Source organism: Streptomyces sp. NPDC006134 (assembly GCF_040628835.1).
GTDB lineage: Bacteria > Actinomycetota > Actinomycetes > Streptomycetales > Streptomycetaceae > Streptomyces.
The window spans coordinates 165,008-182,890 of record NZ_JBEXTV010000005.1 but is presented as its reverse complement, the minus strand read 5'-3'; the positions used below and the strand labels follow the sequence as shown (position 1 = coordinate 182,890).

The following is a 17,883-nucleotide window of genomic DNA, read 5'->3' as shown; positions in this document are numbered from 1 at the left end:
GCGGCTGTCGTCGGACTTCCGCCCGGCGCCGTGAGGCCCGCCCTCCGGGCGGACGGCGGGAGTGCGGCGGCAGCCCCCGAAAGGCTCAGGCCACCGATCCGATCCGCCGCGCCGGCCCGGCGTTCCCGTCGTGGTGGATCGGGGTGTGGGCGCCGGTCAGGGACACCCCGCTGCCGCCGCGCCGGTCGGCGACGATCTCGGCGGCGATGGACAGGGCCGTCTCCTCTGGGGTGCGGGCGCCGAGGTCCAAGCCGATGGGCGAGCGCAGGCGGGCCAGTTCCAGGTCGGTGACGCCGACCTCGCGCAGGCGCCGGTTGCGGTCCAGGTGGGTGCGGCGGGAGCCCATCGCGCCGACGTAGGCGACCGGCAGGCGCAGGGCGAGCTTCAGCAGGGGGACGTCGAACTTGGCGTCGTGGGTGAGGACGCACAGGACCGTGCGGCCGTCGACGTCCGTGCGCTCCAGGTACTCGTGGGGCCAGGCGACGACGACCTCGTCGGCGTCCGGGAAGCGGGCCGGGGTCGCGAAGACCGGGCGGGCGTCGCACACGGTGACGTGGTAGCCGAGGAACTTGCCGACGCGGACCAGCGCCGAGGCGAAGTCGATGGCGCCGAAGACGATCATGCGGGGCGGCGGGACGGAGGACTCGACCAGCAGCGTGAGCGGTGCTCCGCAGCGCGAGCCCTGCTCGCCGATCTCCAGGGTGCCGGTGCGGCCGGCGTCCAGGAAGGCTCCCGCCTCCGCGGCCACCGTGCGGTCCAGCTCCGGGTGGGCGCCGAAGCCGCCGTCGTACGAGCCGTCGGGGCGGACCGCGAGCGCCCGGCCCATGAGGTCCGCCGGGCCGGAGACGATCCGCGCCACCGCCGCCGCCTCCCCTCCGGCGGCGGCGGCGAGTGCGGACGCGAGCACCGGGCGGGCGGGGGCGTCCGCCCGCACCGGCGTGACGAGGATGTCGATGACGCCGCCGCAGGTCAGGCCGACGGCGAAGGCATCCTCGTCGCTGTACCCGAAGCGTTCCAGGACGGTGTTCCCGTCCTGGAGCGCCTGCTGGCACAGCTCGTACACGGCGCCCTCCACACAGCCCCCGGAGACCGAGCCGATCGCCGTGCCGTCGGCGTCCACCGCGAGCGCGGCGCCGGGCTGGCGGGGCGCGCTGCCGCCGACGGCCACCACGGTGGCCACGGCGAAGTCGCGTCCCTGCTCGACCCACCGGTGCAGCTCTTCGGCGATGTCCAGCATCTGTCGGTCTCCTTTGACAGCGGTTGCGGAAAGGGTGCCCGCGAGGGCGGCTAGTGCACGCCCAGCCAGCTCTCGATGGGGTTGAGGGCGAAGTACACGAGGAAGATCACCGTCAGGGCCCACATGAAGGCGCCGATCTCCCGCGCCTTGCCCTGGGCGGTCTTGATGGCGACGTAGGAGATGACGCCCGCGGCGACACCGGTGGTGATGGTGTACGTGAACGGCATCAGGACGACGGTGAGGAAGACCGGGATCGCGGTGGCCCGGTCGGCCCAGTCCACGTGCCGGGCGTTCATCAGCATCATCGCGCCGATGACCACCAGCGCGGCGGAGGCGATCTCCTGCGGCACGATCGCCGTCAGCGGGGTGAAGAACAGGCAGGCCGCGAAGAACGTGCCGGTGACGACCGAGGCGAGGCCCGTGCGGGCGCCCTCGCCGACGCCGGTCGCGGACTCGATGAACACGGTCTGGCCGCTGCCGCCGGCGACACCGCCGATCGCGCCGCCCGCGCCGTCGATGAACAGCGCCTTGGACAGGCCCGGCATGCGGCCCTTGTCGTCGGCGAGCTTGGCCTCGGTGCCGACGCCGATGATGGTGGCCATCGCGTCGAAGAACCCGGCGAGCACCAGCGTGAAGACGATCATGCCGACGGTCATCGCGCCGACCTCGCCCCAGCCGCCGAACTCGACGTCGCCGAAGAGCGAGAAGTCGGGCATGGAGACGGCGCTGCCGTGCAGTTCGGGGGCGCCGTTGGCCCACTGCTTGGGGTCGACGACCCCGGCGGCGTTCAGCAGCGCGGCGACGACCGTGCCGACGACGATGCCGATGAGGATGGCGCCGGGGACGTTGCGCGCCTGGAGCATGAAGATCAGCAGCAGGGTGCCGCAGAAGAGGAGCACCGGCCAGCCGGCGAGTTCGCCCGCCGGGCCGAGGGTGAGCGGGGTGCCCGCCTTGCCCTGGTGGACGAAGCCGGCCTTGTAGAAGCCGATGATGGCGATGAACAGGCCGATGCCCATGGTGATGCCGTGCTTGAGCGCGAGCGGGATCGCGTTCATGATCATCTCACGCAGGCCGGTGACGACCAGCAGCATGATGACCACGCCGTACATCACGCACATGCCCATCGCCTGCGGCCAGGTCATCTCGGGCGCGACCTGCGAGGCGAGGACCCCGGAGACGGACAGGCCCGCGGCCAGGGCGAGCGGCACCTTGCCGACGAAACCCATCAGCAGCGTGGTGAAGGCCGCCGCGAACGCGGTCGCGGTGATCAGCGCCTTCGCGGCCAGGGTGTCCCCCGCCGCGTCCTTGCCGGACAGGATCAGGGGGTTGAGCAGGAGGATGTACGCCATCGCCATGAAGGTGGTGACGCCGCCGCGCACCTCCCGCGCGACCGTCGATCCTCGTTGGGATATGTGGAAGTACCGGTCGAGCCAAGAGCGTCCGGCCGGGATACGGGTGCCTTCGCCCGCGTCCTCCGCGACACTCTTCGGCTCCAGTGACTGCTGGGTCATGTGGGGCCTACTCCCAAGGTTCATAGGGGCACCCGCGTGGAACGCCCTGATGGCTGCTCACCGCACGGGGCGGCCGCGGGATTTGGGATGGTGCTTCGGCCGCACGACCCGGGGGACGGCCCGAGACGAACGAACAGGGTGCTGCTGGTACGTGCTGGGTGCTTGCCTGGTGTGTGCCTGGTGCTTGCCGCCTCGCGGTGCGGTGCCCACCGGTGCGGTGTCCGCCGGTGCGGTGGTCCGCCGGTGCGGTGGTCCGCCAGTACGGCACGTCCCGCGAGCGGTGCGGGACGGGACTGCTCCGGGCGGCGCGGGGAGGCGTGACGTTCCACGGTGCGCCGCCCGGAGGACTCGTGGGCCGGTTACGCCGTGCCGGTCAGGTGCTCGGGCCGTACCGGCGTCCGGTTCAGCTCCAGCCCGGTCGCGTTGCGGATGGCCGCGAGGACCGCCGGCGTCGACGACAGGGTGGGAGCCTCGCCGATGCCGCGCAGCCCGTAGGGGGCGTGCTCGTCGGCGAGTTCGAGCACGTCGACCGGGATGGTCGGCGTGTCGAGGATGGTGGGGATGAGGTAGTCGGTGAAGGACGGGTTCTTCACCTTCGCCGTCCTGGGGTCGACGACGATCTCCTCCATCACCGCCACGCCCAGGCCCTGGGTGGTGCCGCCCTGGATCTGGCCGACGACGGAGAGCGGGTTGAGCGCCTTGCCGACGTCCTGGGCGCAGGCCAGCTCGATCACCTTGACCAGGCCGAGTTCGGTGTCGACCTCGACGACCGCGCGGTGGGCGGCGAAGGAGTACTGGACGTGGCCGTTGCCCTGCCCGGTGCGCAGGTCGAAGGGCTCGGTCGGCCGGTGCCGCCACTCCTCCTCGACCTCGACGGCCTCGTCGCCGAGGACGTCCACCAGGTCGGCGAGGACCTCGCCGCCGTCGGTGACGACCTTGCCGCCTTCCAGCAGGAGTTCGGCGGTGGCCCAGGCCGGGTGGTGGGAGCCGAACTTGCGGCGCCCGATCTCCAGCACCTTCTCGCGCACCAGCTCGCAGGCGTTCTTCACGGCGCCGCCGGTGACGTACGTCTGCCGGGAGGCCGAGGTCGAACCGGCCGAGCCGACCTGGGTGTCGGCCGGGTGGATGGTCACCTGGGCGACGCCGAGCTCGGTGCGGGCGATCTGCGCGTGGACGGTGACGCCGCCCTGGCCGACCTCCGCCATGGCGGTGTGCACGGTCGCCACCGGTTCCCCGTTGATGACCTCCATGCGCACCTTGGCGGTGGAGTAGTCGTCGAAGCCCTCGGAGAAGCCGACGTTCTTGATGCCGACCGCGTAGCCCACGCCCCGTACGACGCCTTCTCCGTGCGTGGTGTTGGACAGGCCGCCGGGCAGCTGCCGTACGTCGGCGCCCTCGCTGGACTCCCACTGGCGCTCCGGCGGCATCGGCATCGCCTTGACGCGGCGCAGGAGTTCGGCGACCGGGGCCGGGGAGTCGACGGGCTGGCCCGTCGGCATGAGGGTGCCCTGCTCCATGGCGTTGAGCTGCCGCAGCTCCACCGGGTCCATGCCGAGCTTCTTGGCCAGTTTGTCCATCTGCGCCTCGTAGGCGAAGCACGCCTGGACCGCGCCGAAGCCGCGCATGGCGCCGCAGGGCGGGTTGTTGGTGTAGAGGGCGATGGCCTCGATCTCCACGTCGTCGACCTTGTAGGGGCCGACGCCGAGCGAGGAGGCGTTGCCGACGACCGCCGGGGAGGCGGAGGCGTAGGCGCCGCCGTCCAGGACGATGCGGCACTTGACGTGGGTGAGCTTGCCGTCCTTGGTGGCGCCGTGCTCGTAGAAGAGCTTGGCGGGGTGGCGGTGGACGTGGCCGAAGAAGGACTCGAACCGGTTGTAGACGATCTTGACCGGCTTGCCGGTGCGCAGCGCCAGCAGGCAGGCGTGGATCTGCATCGACAGGTCCTCGCGCCCGCCGAACGCGCCGCCGACGCCGGCCAGCGTCATGCGGACCTTCTCCTCGGGCAGGCCGAGCACGGGCGCGATCTGGCGCAGGTCGGAGTGGAGCCACTGGGTGGCGATGTAGAGGTGGACGCCGCCGTCCTCCTCGGGCACCGCGAGGCCGGACTCGGGGCCGAGGAAGGCCTGGTCCTGCATGCCGAAGGTGTACTCGCCCTCGACGATCACATCGGCCCGCCTGCGGGCTTCCTCCACGTCGCCGCGGACGATCGGCTGGCGGTGGACGATGTTGGGGTGCGGGACGTGGCCGGAGTGGTGGTCGTCGCGGTTCTCGTGGACGAGGACCGCGTCCGGCGCCAGCGCGCTCGCCTCGTCGGTGACGAGGGGGAGTTCGCGGTACTCGACCTTGATCTTGGCGGCGGCGCGGCGGGCCGTCTCCGGGTGGTCGGCGGCGACGATCGCGACCGGCTCGCCGTGGTGGCGGACCTTGCCGTGGGCGAGGACCGGGGTGTCCTGGATCTCCAGGCCGTAGTGCTTCACGTCGGTCGGCAGGTCGTCGTAGGTCAGCACGGCGTACACGCCCGGCAGGGCGAGCGCCTCGCTGGTGTCGATGGAGACGATCTCGGCGTGGGCGACCGTGGAGCGCAGGATCTGGCCCCAGAGCATGTCCTCGTGCCACATGTCGGACGAGTACGCGAACTCGCCGGTGACCTTCAGGGTGCCGTCCGGGCGGAGCGTGGACTCGCCGATGCCGCCCTTCGTCTGCGAACCCTGGGTGATTTTGGTGGGTGCACCGTTGGCCGGCATGCTCAGACCCCCTCGGACTGGCGGGCGGCCGCCAGGCGGACCGCGTCCATGATCTTCTCGTAGCCCGTGCAGCGGCACAGGTTGCCCGACAGCGCCTCGCGGATGTCGGCGTCGGTCGGGTTCGGGTTGCGCTCCAGCATCTCGTCGGCGGCGACCAGCAGGCCGGGCGTGCAGAAGCCGCACTGGACGGCGCCGGCGTCGATGAACGCCTGCTGGATCGGGGAGAGTTCCGTGCCCTCGCCGGTCTGCGAGTCGGTGCCCTTGGCCTGCCACCCCTTGGCCTCGTCCAGCGAGGTGCCGCAGGAGCCGCCGTCACCGCAGGCGCGCTGCCGGGCGTAGTCCGCCAGGCCCTCGACGGTGACGACCTCGCGGCCCTGGACCTGACCGGCGGCGACCAGGCAGGAACAGACCGGCACGCCGTCCAGGCGGACCGTGCAGGAGCCGCACTCGCCCTGCTCGCAGGCGTTCTTGGAACCGGGCAGGCCGAGCCGCTCGCGCAGCACGTACAGCAGGGACTCGCCCTCCCACACGTCGTCGGCTTCCTGCGGCCGTCCGTTGACGGTGAAGTTGACGCGCATTACGCAGCTCCCTCGGTGGCGCGGCGGGCGCCGCGGTACGACTCCCAGGTCCAGGTCAGCGTGCGGCGGGCCATGACGCCGACCGCGTGGCGGCGGTAGCTCGCGGTGCCCCGGACGTCGTCGATCGGGTTGCAGGCGGCCGAGCACAGGTCCGCGAACTGCTTGGCGACCGACGGGGTGATGATCTTTCCGTTGTCCCAGAAGCCGCCCTCTTCCAGCGCCGCGTTCAGGAACTCCTCCGCGGCCTTGGCGCGGATGGGGGTGGGGGCGGCGGAGCCGATCCCGGTCCGCACGGTCCGGGTCTCGGGGTGCAGTGCGAGCCCGAAGGCGCACACGGCGATGACCATGGCGTTGCGGGTGCCGACCTTGGAGAACTGCTGCGGGCCGTCCGCCTTCTTCACGTGCACGGCGCGGATCAGCTCGTCGGGCTCCAGCGCGTTGCGCTTGACGCCCTTGTAGAACTCGTCGATCGGGATGCGGCGGGAGCCGCGCACCGACGCGACCTCGACCTCGGCGCCGGAGGCGAGGAGGGCGGGGTGGGCGTCACCGGCCGGGGAGGCGGTGCCGAGGTTGCCGCCGACACCGCCGCGGTTGCGGATCTGCGGGGAGGCGACCGTGTGCGAGGCGAGGGCGAGGCCCGGCAGCTCGGCGCGCAGGTTCTCCATGATCTTCGTGTACGGCACGGAGGCGCCGAGCCGTACGGTGTCCTCGCCGACCTCCCACTCGGAGAGTTCGCCGATGCGGTTCAGGTCCATGAGGTACTCGGGCCGGCGGTGGTCGAAGTTGATCTCGACCATCACGTCGGTGCCACCCGCAATCGGCACAGCGGTGGGGTGCTCCGCCTTCGCGGCGAGCGCCTCCTCCCAGCTGGCGGGGCGAAGGAAGTCCATGACCGGCTCTCTTCTTGGTTTGGTCTCGTGGGGCGTACAGATCGAGCCAATCCGTGTGCGGCGGGCCCGGCTCGTTCCTGTGCTGTTGACGCGGAGTGGAGCCAGTACACCGCTCTGTGCTCCGCGGGGGTCAGTCACGGAAACCATGAAGGAGTTCGCTGGCCAGGCCAAGCATCTTGTAGATTCGTATGAACGGAGGACCTCGGTAACCTCCGCGTTTTCCTGTGGAAACGCGCGACTCGGCAGCGTGACGCGGGACACACACATCGGCCGACGGCGAGCGACGCTCGCCCGCCGCCGAACGGGCCCCGGCCCGGCCACCCATCGACCATGCGACGAACTTTTCTAGACAAGGAACGGCGGCGACGAGAATGCGGCTGCGCGCACTGCTGGACACCGACGCGCTGGGCCTGAGGCTGCTCGGCGGCGAGGACGAGCTGGACCGCACCGTACGCGGCGTCATGACCACCGACCTCAGGGACCCCAGCCGCTATCTGTCGGGCGGGGAGCTGGTCCTCACCGGCCTGGCCTGGCGCCGGGACGCCGCCGACTCCGAGCCGTTCGTGCGGATCCTGGCGCAGGCCGGGGTGGCCGCGCTCGCGGCCGGCGAGGCCGAGCTGGGCGATGTGCCCGACGACCTGGTGGCGGCCTGCGCCCGGCACCGGCTGCCGCTGTTCGCCGTGCACGAGTCGGTGGCGTTCGCCACGATCACCGAGCACGTGGTGCGGCAGGTCTCCGGCGAGCGCGCCGGGGACCTCGCGGCCGTCGTGGACCGCCACCGCCGGATGATGACGTCGGGCCCGGCGGGCGGCGGCCCGGAGGTGGTGCTGGACCTGCTCCGCTCCGACCTGGACCTGCGGGCCTGGGTGCTGTCGCCGGCCGGGCGGATGATCGCGGGCCCGAAGGAGACCGCCCCCGTCCTGCCCTCCGACGTCTGCGCACAGCTCGCGGCCGAGCACCTGGCCGCCACCCGCGCGGGCCGGCGCGCGCCGCACCGGGTGACGCTCGGCACCTCGCCCGCGCGGACGTTCAGCCTCTTCCCGGTGCGCAGCTGGGGGCACCGCCCGGCGGCGGCCGGGGCGGAACGGCCCCCGCAGGCCGCCCGGGACGTCCGGGACGTCCGGGACGTCCGGGACGTCCGGGAGACGGTCCTGTCGGACTGGCTGCTGGCCGTCGAGGCGGACGCCGGGGACTGGGCCGAGGAACGCCTGGACCTGCTGTACGGCGTCACCCAGCTCATCGCCGTCGAACGGGACCGGCGCGACGCGGCGCGCACGGTGCGGCGGCGCCTGGCCCAGGAGATCCTGGAGCTGGTGCAGGCGGGTGCGGCGCCCGCCGAGATCGCGGCCCGGCTGCGGGTCGCCGCGCCGGTGCTGCTGCCCGGCCTCGGCGCCGCCCCGCACTGGCAGGTCGTGGTGGCCCGCGTCGAGTGGGAGGACGGGCAGGTCCCGCCCGGCCCGGTCGCCCAGGCCCTGCTGGAGGAGATCCTCGTCGACCCCCTGTCGACGGGCCCCGAGCACTCCGACCGCATCGCCGTCGCCCACACCGGCGACGAGGCCATCGCGCTCGTCCCGCTTCCGGCGGTCTCCAGCGAGCACGACGGCTCCGAGACCGGCATCCTCGCCGACGCGCTGCTTCAGGCCGTACGGGCCCCGCTGGCGGCCGGGCTGGACGACGACGGGCGGGTCACGCTCGGCGTCAGCGCGGCGGTGCACTCCGCGGAGGGGCTGCGCGGCGCGCTGGAGGAGGCGCGGCACGCGCGGCGCGTGGCCGCCGCCCGGCCGGGCCGGGTGTGCGCGGCCGGGCACCAGGAGCTCGCCTCGCACGTCCTGCTGCTGCCGTTCGTCCCCGACGACGTCCGCCGCGCCTTCACGGCCCGGCTGCTGGACCCGCTGCACGACTACGACCGCCGCCACCGCGCCGAGCTGATCCCCACCCTGGAGGCGTTCCTGGACTGCGACGGCTCCTGGACGCGCTGCGCCACCCGGCTCCACCTGCACGTCAACACGTTGCGCTACCGGGTCGGGCGGATCGAGCAGTTGACGGGGCGCGATCTGTCGCGGCTGGAGGACAAGCTCGATTTCTTCCTGGCGCTGCGGATGAGCTGAAACCCCGGGCGGCCCCGGCGGGACTCCCCGGGGCCGACGGAACCCCACGGGTCCGGCGAAACCCCACGGGCCCGGGAGTCCCACGACTTTGTGAAATCTTTCACCCACCCTCTTGGCCGGGCCGGTCGGTTCGTGCTGAGATGCGGCCACCACTCGACGGCTCGACGGCGTGCTTGGGAGGGCGAGGTGGCGCATACCGCCATGTCTGGTACGGGAACGACCGCAGGTGACGATCCGCTCCAGACCGCGGTGTGGCGGCTGCGCTCGCGCGCCTGCTGGGCGGACGCGGCGGCGCTGCTCCAGCCCGTCACCGCCGCCGCCGCGCTCCAGCGGGCCGCGCTGCTGGTGGAGCGGTGCCTGTACACCGAGCAGGGCTGGGCGGAGGCCGAGGACGCGCTGCGCACCGCCGAGGCCCTCGCCCACACCGACGACGAACGCGGGGCCGCCGCGTGCGAACGCGGGCAGCTCGCCTACGCCGCCACGCTGCACGGCGTGCGGGACCGGGCCGACGAGGCGCGGGCCGCGCTCGGCCGGGCGGCGGCGCTGATCCCGCCGGGGACGCCGCGGCGGGCGCTGCTGGACTTCCGGCGGGGGCTGCTCGCGGAGAACCTGACCCGCTCCCCGCAGGCCGCGCGCGCCGCGTACCGGCGGGCGCACGCCGCGGCGACCGCGCACGCCGACGCGCTGCTGCTGTCGTTCACCTGGCGCCACCTGGCCGGGCTCGCCCTGCGGGACGGGGAGGTGGCGGAGGCGCGGCACGGGTTCGCCGAGTCGCTGCGGATCCGCGAGGAGCTCGGCTACCTCGTCGGCACCGCCCCCGCGCTGGTCTCCCTCGCCGACACGGAGACGGAGCCGGAGGCGTCCCGGCTGCGGGAGGAGGCGCGGCGCCTGTACCGGCTGCTGGGCGGAGTGCCGACCTGGCTGGCCCGGCAGCTGGCCCCGCCGGCGGCGGGAGCGGCGACGGCCTGAGGAGGGACCAGGGGCCAAGGGGCCAAGGGATCAAGAGTCCAAAGGAGCAAGGGGGCCAAGGGGCCAAGAGTCCAAAGGAGCAAGGGGGGCAAGGGGCCAAGGGAGCAAAAGGCCAAAGGTCAAGGGCCCAGAAGGGCAAAGGGCCAAGAGGGCAGAGGAGCAGGGGGACAAAGGAGGGCGAGGGCCTCTCGGGGGCCATCAGGGGGAAATGGTCCAGCTGCGGGCCGCCGCCGCCCACGCCGCGTCCCACCGGGCGAGATTGCGCCGCTCCAGCGCCCGGCCCGCCACCCGGTACGCGGCGGCGCCGGCAGCCGCGACGCCCATCGCGGCGAGCAGTGCCCAGCCCGCGGCGCGGCTGCGGATCTCGCCGGAATCCGGCGGCGGCTCGCCGAGCCGGCCGTCCGGCCCGACCCGGACACGGACGGTGCTCCCGGCGCGCAGCCCGGGGACGACCTCGGTCCGCGCGGTACGCGGCCGGCCGTCCGGCGGGGTGTACCGGACCGTGACCGGGTAGCGGGTCTCCCGGGCCTCGGCCGATCCGGGCTCCGGGTGGCGGGGCGCGTCGCGCAGAAGGACGGCGGTGGTGAGGTGATGGGTCCGCGCCTGCCGTTCGGCGGACTCCCGGTAGTGGCGCAGGGCGGTGTCGCCGGCCCACAGCGCGGCGGCGGGCACTCCCGCCAGGACGGTGAGCAGCAGCACGAGGCCGGTCCACGCCAGCACGACGTCGGCGGGGCGGCGCAGGGGGTTGCGCCGCCAGCGCCACAGCACGTCGCGCGGGGGCGGTCCGGGCGGCGGCTCGGCGCGCACTGTCTCGCCTGCCACGGTCCTTCTCCTTCCGTCGGTGTCCGGCAGCGGTACGGCGGGGCGGCGGGAAGCCGCGGCTCGGGACGACCGGTCACGCCCCGGCGGTGCGGGTGGTCACGCCCCGGGCGGCACGGGCGCCCCCCGGGTCGCGCGAGCGGGCCCTCCCCGGCAGCGTGAGCGGTCACACCCCGGCGGTGCGGGTGGTCACGCCCCGGCAGCGCGGGCGACTACCCCCCGGATCGCGCAAGCGGTCACATCCCAGGCGATGCGAGCGGTCACACCCCGGGAGGCACAAGCAGTCCCCCACCCCGGTGGGACCGGGGCAGACCGGTCGTCGTCACCGTCTCCCCGGTGCCGGGCGGTCGTCCTCTTCCTCCCGGTCCGCGGGCGGGCGGCGGACGGACGCCGGCAGGGGGTGGTGCGGGTGCGGGCCGCCGGACGCCGCGGTGGCCGAGGGGTGGGCGTGGGCTGCTTCCAGGAGCCGGGCGGCGCCGCGGACGGCGGCGGTGTGCGGCGCGGGCACGATGTGCAGGGGCGCGTGCAGTCTGCCGGTGAGGCGGCTGGTGAGCTCGGGGCGCAGGGCGCCTCCCCCGGCCAGGAGCACCCCCGAGCGCAGGGCCTCCAGGGCCAGGCCCGTACGGTCCTGGCGCAGGACGGCGGCCACCATGGCGGCCGTCGTTTCGGCCATGCCGGCACAGGTGGTCCCGGCGGCGTCCAGGTCGCCGGTGCCGAGGGCGGTGCGGCGCGCGTCCAGGACGGCCCCGTCGGCGAGCAGGACCACCTCGGTCAGGTGCGCGCCGATGTCGAGGACCAGCCGCGGTCTGCCCGGGTCGGCTCCCGCGGCCAGGGCGACGGCCCGGGCGCCGGTGACGGTCAGCACCCCGCGCGGGCGCAGCCCCCGCACGGCCGCGCGCACCGCGTCCCGCTGCCCGGTGCCGCCCAGCACGGGCGTGGTGACGACGATCAGCGGCCGGGCGTGGCGGGGCAGACGCCGGCCGATCACCCGGTCGAGCATCCGGGCCAGGCCGGGGACGTCGACGACGGTGCCCCGCTGCACGGGATACACGGCGCCGGGGAACGTCACGGTGGGCACGTCGACGACCAGGCCCCGGCCGGCGACCCAGGCCCGTGTGCGGGCGCTGCCCGGATCGAGGGCGACGCCGCAGCACTGCCGGCACAGCGGCCAGAGACGGTGCCGGCCGGAAGCGGCGCGGACGCGAGGGGCCGCGGTCACCGCGCCGCCTCCCGCCCCCGCAGACAGCCGCCGCAGTGGCGGGCCTGCGGGACGATCGTCAGGTGTTCGAGGGCGATGGGGCGCCGGCACAGCTGACAGGTGCCGTAGCACCCCTCGGCCATGCGGGCGAGCGCCGCCTCCACGTCGGCGAGGACCATGCGCGCGGAGGCCGTGAGCCGGGCCCGTACCTCGGCCCGGGAGGCGGCCTCCCGCCGTGGTCCGCCGGCCTGGGACGGGCGGGCGGCGGCGAGCTGCCGCAGCTGCTCGCGCCGGAACAGGCGCTGTTCGAGCAGATCGGCGCGGAGCACGGCGAGGTGCTCGGGCGTCAGGCCGGCCGGACGGCCGCCGAGAGTCTGGTGATTCACCACTTTCACCCCTGGGACAGGGCGCGAGCCGGGGACACGGGACGGGGACGCGCGCCGGGGACGCGGGACGGTCAGGCGGTGCGGCGGCGGCAGGCCACGCAGTGGCGCGTGTAGGGAAGGATCTCCAGGCGCTCCGCCGGCACGGGCTTGGCGCAGCCCTCGCACCGGCCGTACGTGCCGTCGGCGACGCGGGCGAAGGCCGCGTCGATCTCCGTCAGCGCCTGTTCGACGGCGGCCTTCTGCTCCGCCAGGAGGCGGTCGTCCGCCGCCTGTCCCGTCCGGGCCAGCGCGTGCAGCTGTGTCAGGCAGGTGTTCCGGGCGTGTTCGAGGCGCTGGCGCGCCTCGTGAGCGGTCAGCCGGCCGGTGCGGGATTCCGGCTGGGAGGCGTCGAGCGACATGGTGGGCCCCACTTCTCGGTGCGTGGTTTCTCGGTGCGTGGTTTCTCGGTGCGTGATTTCTCAGTGCTTGGACAGTCGGCGCGTGAACGGTCGGCGCGTGGACGGTCGGTGTCCACCCTGGCCGCCGCCGCGTCCGGAGCCCATCGGGCGCAGGCCCCATTTACCGGTGGGTGGCACGCCCACTCGGGGACGGCGCGCGTGCGCGCCGTGGGTGGTGCCGCGCCCGGGAAATGGGTGTCGTTGCCCATCGACGCGGCCGCCCGGCCGGGTGCAGGCTGGCTGCCGGCCCGCTCGGGCCGAGGGCCGCTGCTCCCGCCCGGGTGCGTGAAGTCCGGCACCTGAGGCGAACCGTGGCGCACCGCGCCGCGCAAGGAGCAGTGAGGAGGCGTTCTCCGGGTGTCCCTGTTCTGGCGGATCTTCGGGCTCAACGCCCTGGTTCTGGGCACCGCCACGGCGCTGCTGCTGTGGGCGCCGGTGACCGTCTCGGTGCCGGTGCTGCTGACGGAGGCGGTGATCCTGGTCGGCGGCCTGGCCGTCATGCTGGTCGCCAACGCCGCCCTGCTGCGCTGGGGCCTGGCCCCGCTGGACCGGCTCACCCGGCTGATGACCACCGTCGACCTGCTGCGCCCCGGCCAGCGGCTGCCGGTGCCCGGCGGGGGCGAGGTCGGCGAACTGATCCGCACTTTCAACGCCATGCTCGACCGGCTGGAGCGCGAACGGGCCACGAGCAGCGCCCGCGTCCTGCTCGCCCAGGAGGCGGAGCGGCGGCGCATCGCCCAGGAGCTGCACGACGAGGTGGGGCAGAGCATGACCGCGATCCTGCTGGTGCTCAAGCGGGCCGCGGACGAGGCGGCCGAGCCGCTGCGCGGCGAGCTGCACCAGGCGCAGGAGATCACCCGGGAGAGCCTGGACGAGGTCCGCCGGCTGGTGCGCCGGCTGCGGCCCGGCGTCCTGGACGACCTCGGCCTGGTCAGCGCGCTGACCTCGCTGACCCACGACTTCGCGACCCACACCGGTCTGCGGGTGCTGCGCCGCTTCGATCCCGCTCTGCCCGCCCTGGAGCGGGAGACCGAACTGGTCCTCTACCGCGTGGCGCAGGAAAGCCTCACCAACGCGGCCCGCCACGCGGACGCCGGGCAGGTGGAGGTGAGCCTGCGGCACGCCGACGGCGCGGTGGAGCTCTGCGTCACCGACGACGGCCGCGGCATCGAGACCGTGTGCGAGGGGGCCGGCATCCGCGGCATGCGCGAGCGGGCCCTGCTCGTCGGCGCGGACCTGGACATCGCCCGTGCCGTGCCGGGCGGCACCCGGGTCCGGCTGACCGCACCGGTGTCTGGGGGGCGGCCGTGACCGCGCCCGGCACGTCCCCGATCCGCATCCTCCTCGCCGACGACCACGCGCTGGTGCGCCGCGGCGTGCGCCTCATCCTCGACCGGGAGCCGGACCTGCGGGTGGTCGCCGAGGCCGGGGACGGCGCGGAGACGGTGGAGCTGGCTCGCACCCACGACGTCGACCTGGCCGTGCTGGACATCGCCATGCCGCGCCTGACGGGACTTCAGGCGGCCCGTGAGCTGACCGCGCTGAAGCCGGGGCTGCGGGTGCTGATGCTGTCCATGCACGACAACGAGCAGTACCTGTTCCAGGCGCTGCGCGCCGGGGCCTGCGGGTACGTCCTGAAGTCCGTCGCCGACCGGGACCTGGTCGCCGCCTGCCGGGCCGCGATGCGCGACGAGCCGTTCCTGTACCCCGGCGCGGTCGCCGCCCTGATCCGCAGCCACCTCGACCGGGCGGGCCAGGGCGAGGAGAGCGCCGGGGGCCTGCTGACACCGCGCGAGGAGGAGGTGCTCAAACTCGTCGCCGAGGGCCACTCCTCGAAGGAGATCGCCGAGCTGCTGTTCATCAGTGTCAAGACGGTCCAGCGGCACCGGGCCAACCTGCTGCACAAACTGGGCCTGCGCGACCGCCTGGAACTGACCAGGTACGCCATCCGCGTCGGCCTCGTCGAACCCTGAACCCCGGAACCCTGCCCCCGGCCGCCCGGGGTCCCGGCCGCCGCTCCCGGGCCGGGGCCCCGGGCCCGAGGGCCACACCCGCCACTCACGGAAGGGGACGGCGCATGCGCCCCGCACCCGGCACCGCCCCCTCGGCCCACCACCGTGGGCGCGCGTGGGTGATCGCGCTGCTGCTGGCCCTACTGACGACCCTGGCCGCCACCCCCGCCGAGCCCGCCCCCTCCCCCACGCCCCCCACGGCCCCCACGGCCCCCACGACCGTCCCCGCCCTCGCCCCCACGGCCATCGCCACCCCCACAGCTGGCACCACCCCCACGGCCGTCACCGTCCTCCACGCGGAGCCCGGCCCCGGCCCGTACGCCGACGACGGGTGCGGCGCCGGGTGCGCCGCGCGGGCCGGGACCCGGCACGAGCACTCCGGGGAGCGCCCCGCGGCCCCGGGCCACGCCGCCACCCGCGCGCACGGCGGTACGGCCGTCGCCGCACGCGGCCACGGGCGGCGCCCGGCCCGGTCCGCCGCGCCGCCCGCCTGCCCGCTCCCGTCGCGGCCCGATCGCGGGCGGGCGCCGCCCGTCTCCTCCGGCATCTGACGTCCCGTCCGTCCCCTTTTCCGCGGCGCCTCGCGCCGCCTCCCCGCCGCGGCCCGCGCAGGCCGCAGCCGCGGCATGCCTGCCGGAGGCCCCTGTGAACCGTTCCCTGCGGGTGCGGGCGTTCCTCGCCCTCGCCGTGATCGCCGTATCGCTGTACATCACCGTCACCGTGCCGGTCCGCCTCGGGCTGGACCTGCGCGGCGGCACCCAGATCGTGCTGGAGACCCGCTCCACGCCCACCGTCACCGCCGACGCGGAGGCCACCGACCGCACGGTGGAGGTCCTGCGCGGGCGCATCGACGCGCTGGGCGTCGCCGAACCGACCCTCGTGCGCTCCGGGAGCGACCGGATCGTCGTCGAGCTGCCCGGGGTCCAGGACCCGAGGAAGGCGGCCGAGGTCCTCGGCCGTACCGCCCAGCTCACCTTCCACGCGGTGCTCGGCACGGCCGACGGCACCGGAGGCACCGGCGCGTCCGCGCCCCCGGACGCCGGACGGCCGCGCGAGCGGGTGCTGCCGGACGAGTCCGGCACGAAACTGCAGCTGGCGCCCGCCGCCCTGACCGGAGAGCACGTCGAGGGTGCCGAGGCCCGGTTCGACCAGCAGGGCGGCGCCGGGTGGCACGTCACCGTGGACTTCAAGGGCGAGGGCCGCGCGGGGTGGGCCCGGCTGACCGGGGAGGCCGCCTGCCATCCGGCCGGAGACCCGCGGCGCCGGGTCGCCATCACCCTCGACGACACCGTGATCTCCTCCCCCCAGGTCGACCCGTCGGTCGCCTGCGGCGGCGGCATCGCCGGCGGTTCCACGCAGATCACCGGCTCGTTCGACGACGCGGAGGCCCGCGAGCTGGCCCTGCTGGTCAACGGGGGCGCGCTGCCGGTGCCGGTGGAGACCGTGGAACAGCGCACCGTCGGTCCCACCCTGGGGGAACGGGCCATCGAGGCCGGGGCGTGGGCGGCGGTCGTCGGCACCGCGCTGACCGCCCTGTTCATCGTCGGCGTCTACCGGCTGATGGGCGCGCTGGCCGCCCTCGCCCTGGTCTGCTACGGCCTGATCTCCTACGCCGCGCTGGCCGCGCTCGGCGCCACCCTGACCCTGCCGGGTCTGGCCGGGTTCGTCCTGGCGATCGGCATGGCCGTGGACGCCAACGTACTGGTGTTCGAGCGCGCCCGGGAGGAGTACGCCGCCCGCACCCGCCCCAGCCCCCGGTCGGCCCTGACGGCGGGCTTCCGCGGTGCCTTCAGCGCGATCGCCGACTCCAACGTCACCACACTGATCGCCGCCGCCCTGCTGTTCCTCCTCGCCTCCGGGCCGGTGCGCGGTTTCGGCGTGACCCTCGGCATCGGTGTCCTGGCGTCCATGGTCAGCGCCCTGGTCGTCACCCGCGTCCTCGCCGACTTCGCGGTGAGCCGTCCGGCGGTGCGCAGCCGCCCCCGCCTCACCGGTATCGCCACCGCCGGCCGGGTCCGTGAGGCCGTACTGCGCCGGGACCCGCGCCTGATGCACCGCCCGCGCCGCTGGCTGGCCGTCTCCGCCGCCCTGCTGGCCCTGGCGGGTGCGGGCATCGCGGTGCGCGGTCTGGACCCCGGGGTGGAGTTCACCGGCGGACGCCTCGTCGAGTACGCCACCACGAAGCCGGTCGACCCCGGCCGGGCCCGCGCCGCGCTGGCCGACGCGGGCCTGCCCCGCGCGGTGGTCCAGACGTCGGGCGAGGCCGGGCTGTCGGTGCGCACCGGGGAGCTGACCGACGCCGAGGCCCACCGCGTCACCGAGGTCGTCGGCGGCCTCGGGGGCGGGGCGGACAAGCTCCGCGACGAGATGATCGGCCCGAGCCTCGGCGAAGAGCTGCGGCGCAACGCGCTCATCGCCCTCGCCATGGCGCTCGGCGCCCAGCTGCTCTACCTGGCGGCCCGCTTCCGCTGGCTGTTCGGCACCGCCGCCGTCACCGCCCTCGCCCACGACGTGGTGATCCTCGTCGGTGTCTTCGCCTGGCTCGGCAAACCCGTCGACGGGGTGTTCCTCGCGGCGGTGCTGACCGTCGTCGGCTACTCCGTCAACGACTCGGTCGTCCTCTTCGACCGGGTCAGGGAGTTGCGCGGACGCGAGCGCGGGCTGCCGCTGTCCCGGGTGGTGGACCGGGCGGTGGCGCAGACGCTGCCGCGGACCGTCAGCACCGGCATGGGCGCGGTGCTCGTCGTCGGCGCGCTCGCCGTCCTCGGCGAGGACGCGCTCACCGACTTCGCGCTGGCCCTGCTCGTCGGCCTGGCGGTCGGAACCTGGTCGTCGGTGTTCACGGCCGCCCCCGTCGCGGTCGCGCTGGACCGGCGCGGTGCCGGGCGGACAGGCACCCGGCGCGCGGCGCGCGGGACGACGGCCGAGCAGGCCGGCGCCCGCCGCGCGGGGTAGCGGCCGGGCGGCACGCCGCGCCGACGGGCGCGGGCACAC

Annotated in this window: 15 protein-coding genes; 6 read left to right on the top strand and 9 right to left on the bottom strand. The window is 74.7% G+C overall.

Going from position 1 to position 17,883, the window contains the following annotated elements; all coding sequences use genetic code 11:
* Window positions 1-85: 85 nt before the first annotated feature.
* The 5 genes from ABZ340_RS05410 to ABZ340_RS05390 all read right to left on the bottom strand — a co-directional run bounded on the left by ABZ340_RS05410 (window position 86) and on the right by ABZ340_RS05390 (window position 6,960).
* On the bottom strand, window positions 86-1,237 hold the full coding sequence (locus tag ABZ340_RS05410) for an XdhC/CoxI family protein (protein ID WP_358780407.1): 1,152 nt from the start codon (window positions 1,235-1,237) through the stop codon (window positions 86-88).
* Between the two features lie 50 nt (window positions 1,238-1,287).
* Window positions 1,288-2,748, bottom strand: coding sequence for an NCS2 family permease (locus ABZ340_RS05405; protein ID WP_358780406.1), 1,461 nt, complete (start codon window positions 2,746-2,748; stop codon window positions 1,288-1,290).
* A gap of 359 nt (window positions 2,749-3,107) precedes the next feature.
* Window positions 3,108-5,492 (bottom strand): xanthine dehydrogenase subunit D, encoded by a 2,385-nt coding sequence (pucD, locus tag ABZ340_RS05400; RefSeq protein WP_358780405.1) that lies wholly within the window; start codon window positions 5,490-5,492, stop codon window positions 3,108-3,110.
* 2 nt (window positions 5,493-5,494) lie between these two features.
* Window positions 5,495-6,070 carry a (2Fe-2S)-binding protein gene (locus ABZ340_RS05395; protein ID WP_358780404.1) on the bottom strand — a complete coding sequence of 192 codons (576 nt, stop codon included), beginning with the start codon at window positions 6,068-6,070 and terminating at the stop codon, window positions 5,495-5,497.
* Window positions 6,070-6,960, bottom strand: coding sequence for a xanthine dehydrogenase family protein subunit M (locus ABZ340_RS05390; protein ID WP_358780403.1), 891 nt, complete (start codon window positions 6,958-6,960; stop codon window positions 6,070-6,072). Before ABZ340_RS05390 ends, ABZ340_RS05395 begins: the two co-directional genes overlap by 1 nt.
* Window positions 6,961-7,331: 371 nt before the next feature.
* Here ABZ340_RS05390 and ABZ340_RS05385 point away from each other — a divergent pair, with 371 nt between their 5' ends.
* Together ABZ340_RS05385 and ABZ340_RS05380 are read left to right on the top strand one after the other, a co-directional pair.
* Window positions 7,332-9,068, top strand: a complete 1,737-nt coding sequence (locus ABZ340_RS05385; protein WP_358780402.1) for a PucR family transcriptional regulator ligand-binding domain-containing protein — start codon at window positions 7,332-7,334, stop codon at window positions 9,066-9,068.
* A 186-nt stretch (window positions 9,069-9,254) separates the two neighbouring features.
* Window positions 9,255-10,037: a hypothetical protein gene (locus ABZ340_RS05380; protein ID WP_358780401.1), complete on the top strand. Its 783-nt coding sequence runs from the start codon at window positions 9,255-9,257 to the stop codon at window positions 10,035-10,037.
* Between the two features lie 198 nt (window positions 10,038-10,235).
* On the opposite strand, the gene ABZ340_RS05375 is transcribed toward ABZ340_RS05380, so the two are convergent.
* The 4 genes from ABZ340_RS05375 to ABZ340_RS05360 form a co-directional block, all read right to left on the bottom strand.
* A complete protein-coding gene (locus tag ABZ340_RS05375) occupies window positions 10,236-10,859 on the bottom strand; it encodes a hypothetical protein (RefSeq protein WP_358780400.1) in 624 nt (207 codons plus the stop codon).
* A gap of 319 nt (window positions 10,860-11,178) precedes the next feature.
* Window positions 11,179-12,075 carry a rod shape-determining protein gene (locus ABZ340_RS05370; protein ID WP_358780399.1) on the bottom strand — a complete coding sequence of 299 codons (897 nt, stop codon included), beginning with the start codon at window positions 12,073-12,075 and terminating at the stop codon, window positions 11,179-11,181.
* Complete coding sequence (locus ABZ340_RS05365) at window positions 12,072-12,443, bottom strand: hypothetical protein (protein ID WP_358780398.1); 372 nt, start codon at window positions 12,441-12,443, stop codon at window positions 12,072-12,074. The genes ABZ340_RS05370 and ABZ340_RS05365 overlap by 4 nt, the downstream gene beginning before the upstream one ends.
* 68 nt (window positions 12,444-12,511) lie before the next feature.
* The gene (locus tag ABZ340_RS05360; RefSeq protein WP_358780397.1) at window positions 12,512-12,838 is read right to left on the bottom strand and encodes a TraR/DksA C4-type zinc finger protein; all 327 of its coding nucleotides are present in this window, start codon (window positions 12,836-12,838) and stop codon (window positions 12,512-12,514) included.
* A gap of 396 nt (window positions 12,839-13,234) precedes the next feature.
* Between ABZ340_RS05360 and ABZ340_RS05355 the strand changes: the two genes are divergently transcribed.
* From ABZ340_RS05355 to secD, 4 genes are all read left to right on the top strand, one after another.
* Window positions 13,235-14,188, top strand: a complete 954-nt coding sequence (locus tag ABZ340_RS05355) for a HAMP domain-containing sensor histidine kinase (protein WP_358780396.1) — start codon at window positions 13,235-13,237, stop codon at window positions 14,186-14,188.
* Entirely contained in the window at window positions 14,185-14,850 is a 666-nt protein-coding gene (locus ABZ340_RS05350; protein ID WP_358780395.1) for a response regulator transcription factor, read from the top strand. The genes ABZ340_RS05355 and ABZ340_RS05350 overlap by 4 nt, the downstream gene beginning before the upstream one ends.
* A gap of 104 nt (window positions 14,851-14,954) precedes the next feature.
* Complete coding sequence (locus ABZ340_RS05345; RefSeq protein ID WP_358780394.1) at window positions 14,955-15,440, top strand: hypothetical protein; 486 nt, start codon at window positions 14,955-14,957, stop codon at window positions 15,438-15,440.
* Window positions 15,441-15,534: 94 nt separating this feature from the next.
* Window positions 15,535-17,844: a protein translocase subunit SecD gene (gene secD, locus ABZ340_RS05340; protein WP_358780393.1), complete on the top strand. Its 2,310-nt coding sequence runs from the start codon at window positions 15,535-15,537 to the stop codon at window positions 17,842-17,844.
* Window positions 17,845-17,883: the final 39 nt, after the last annotated feature.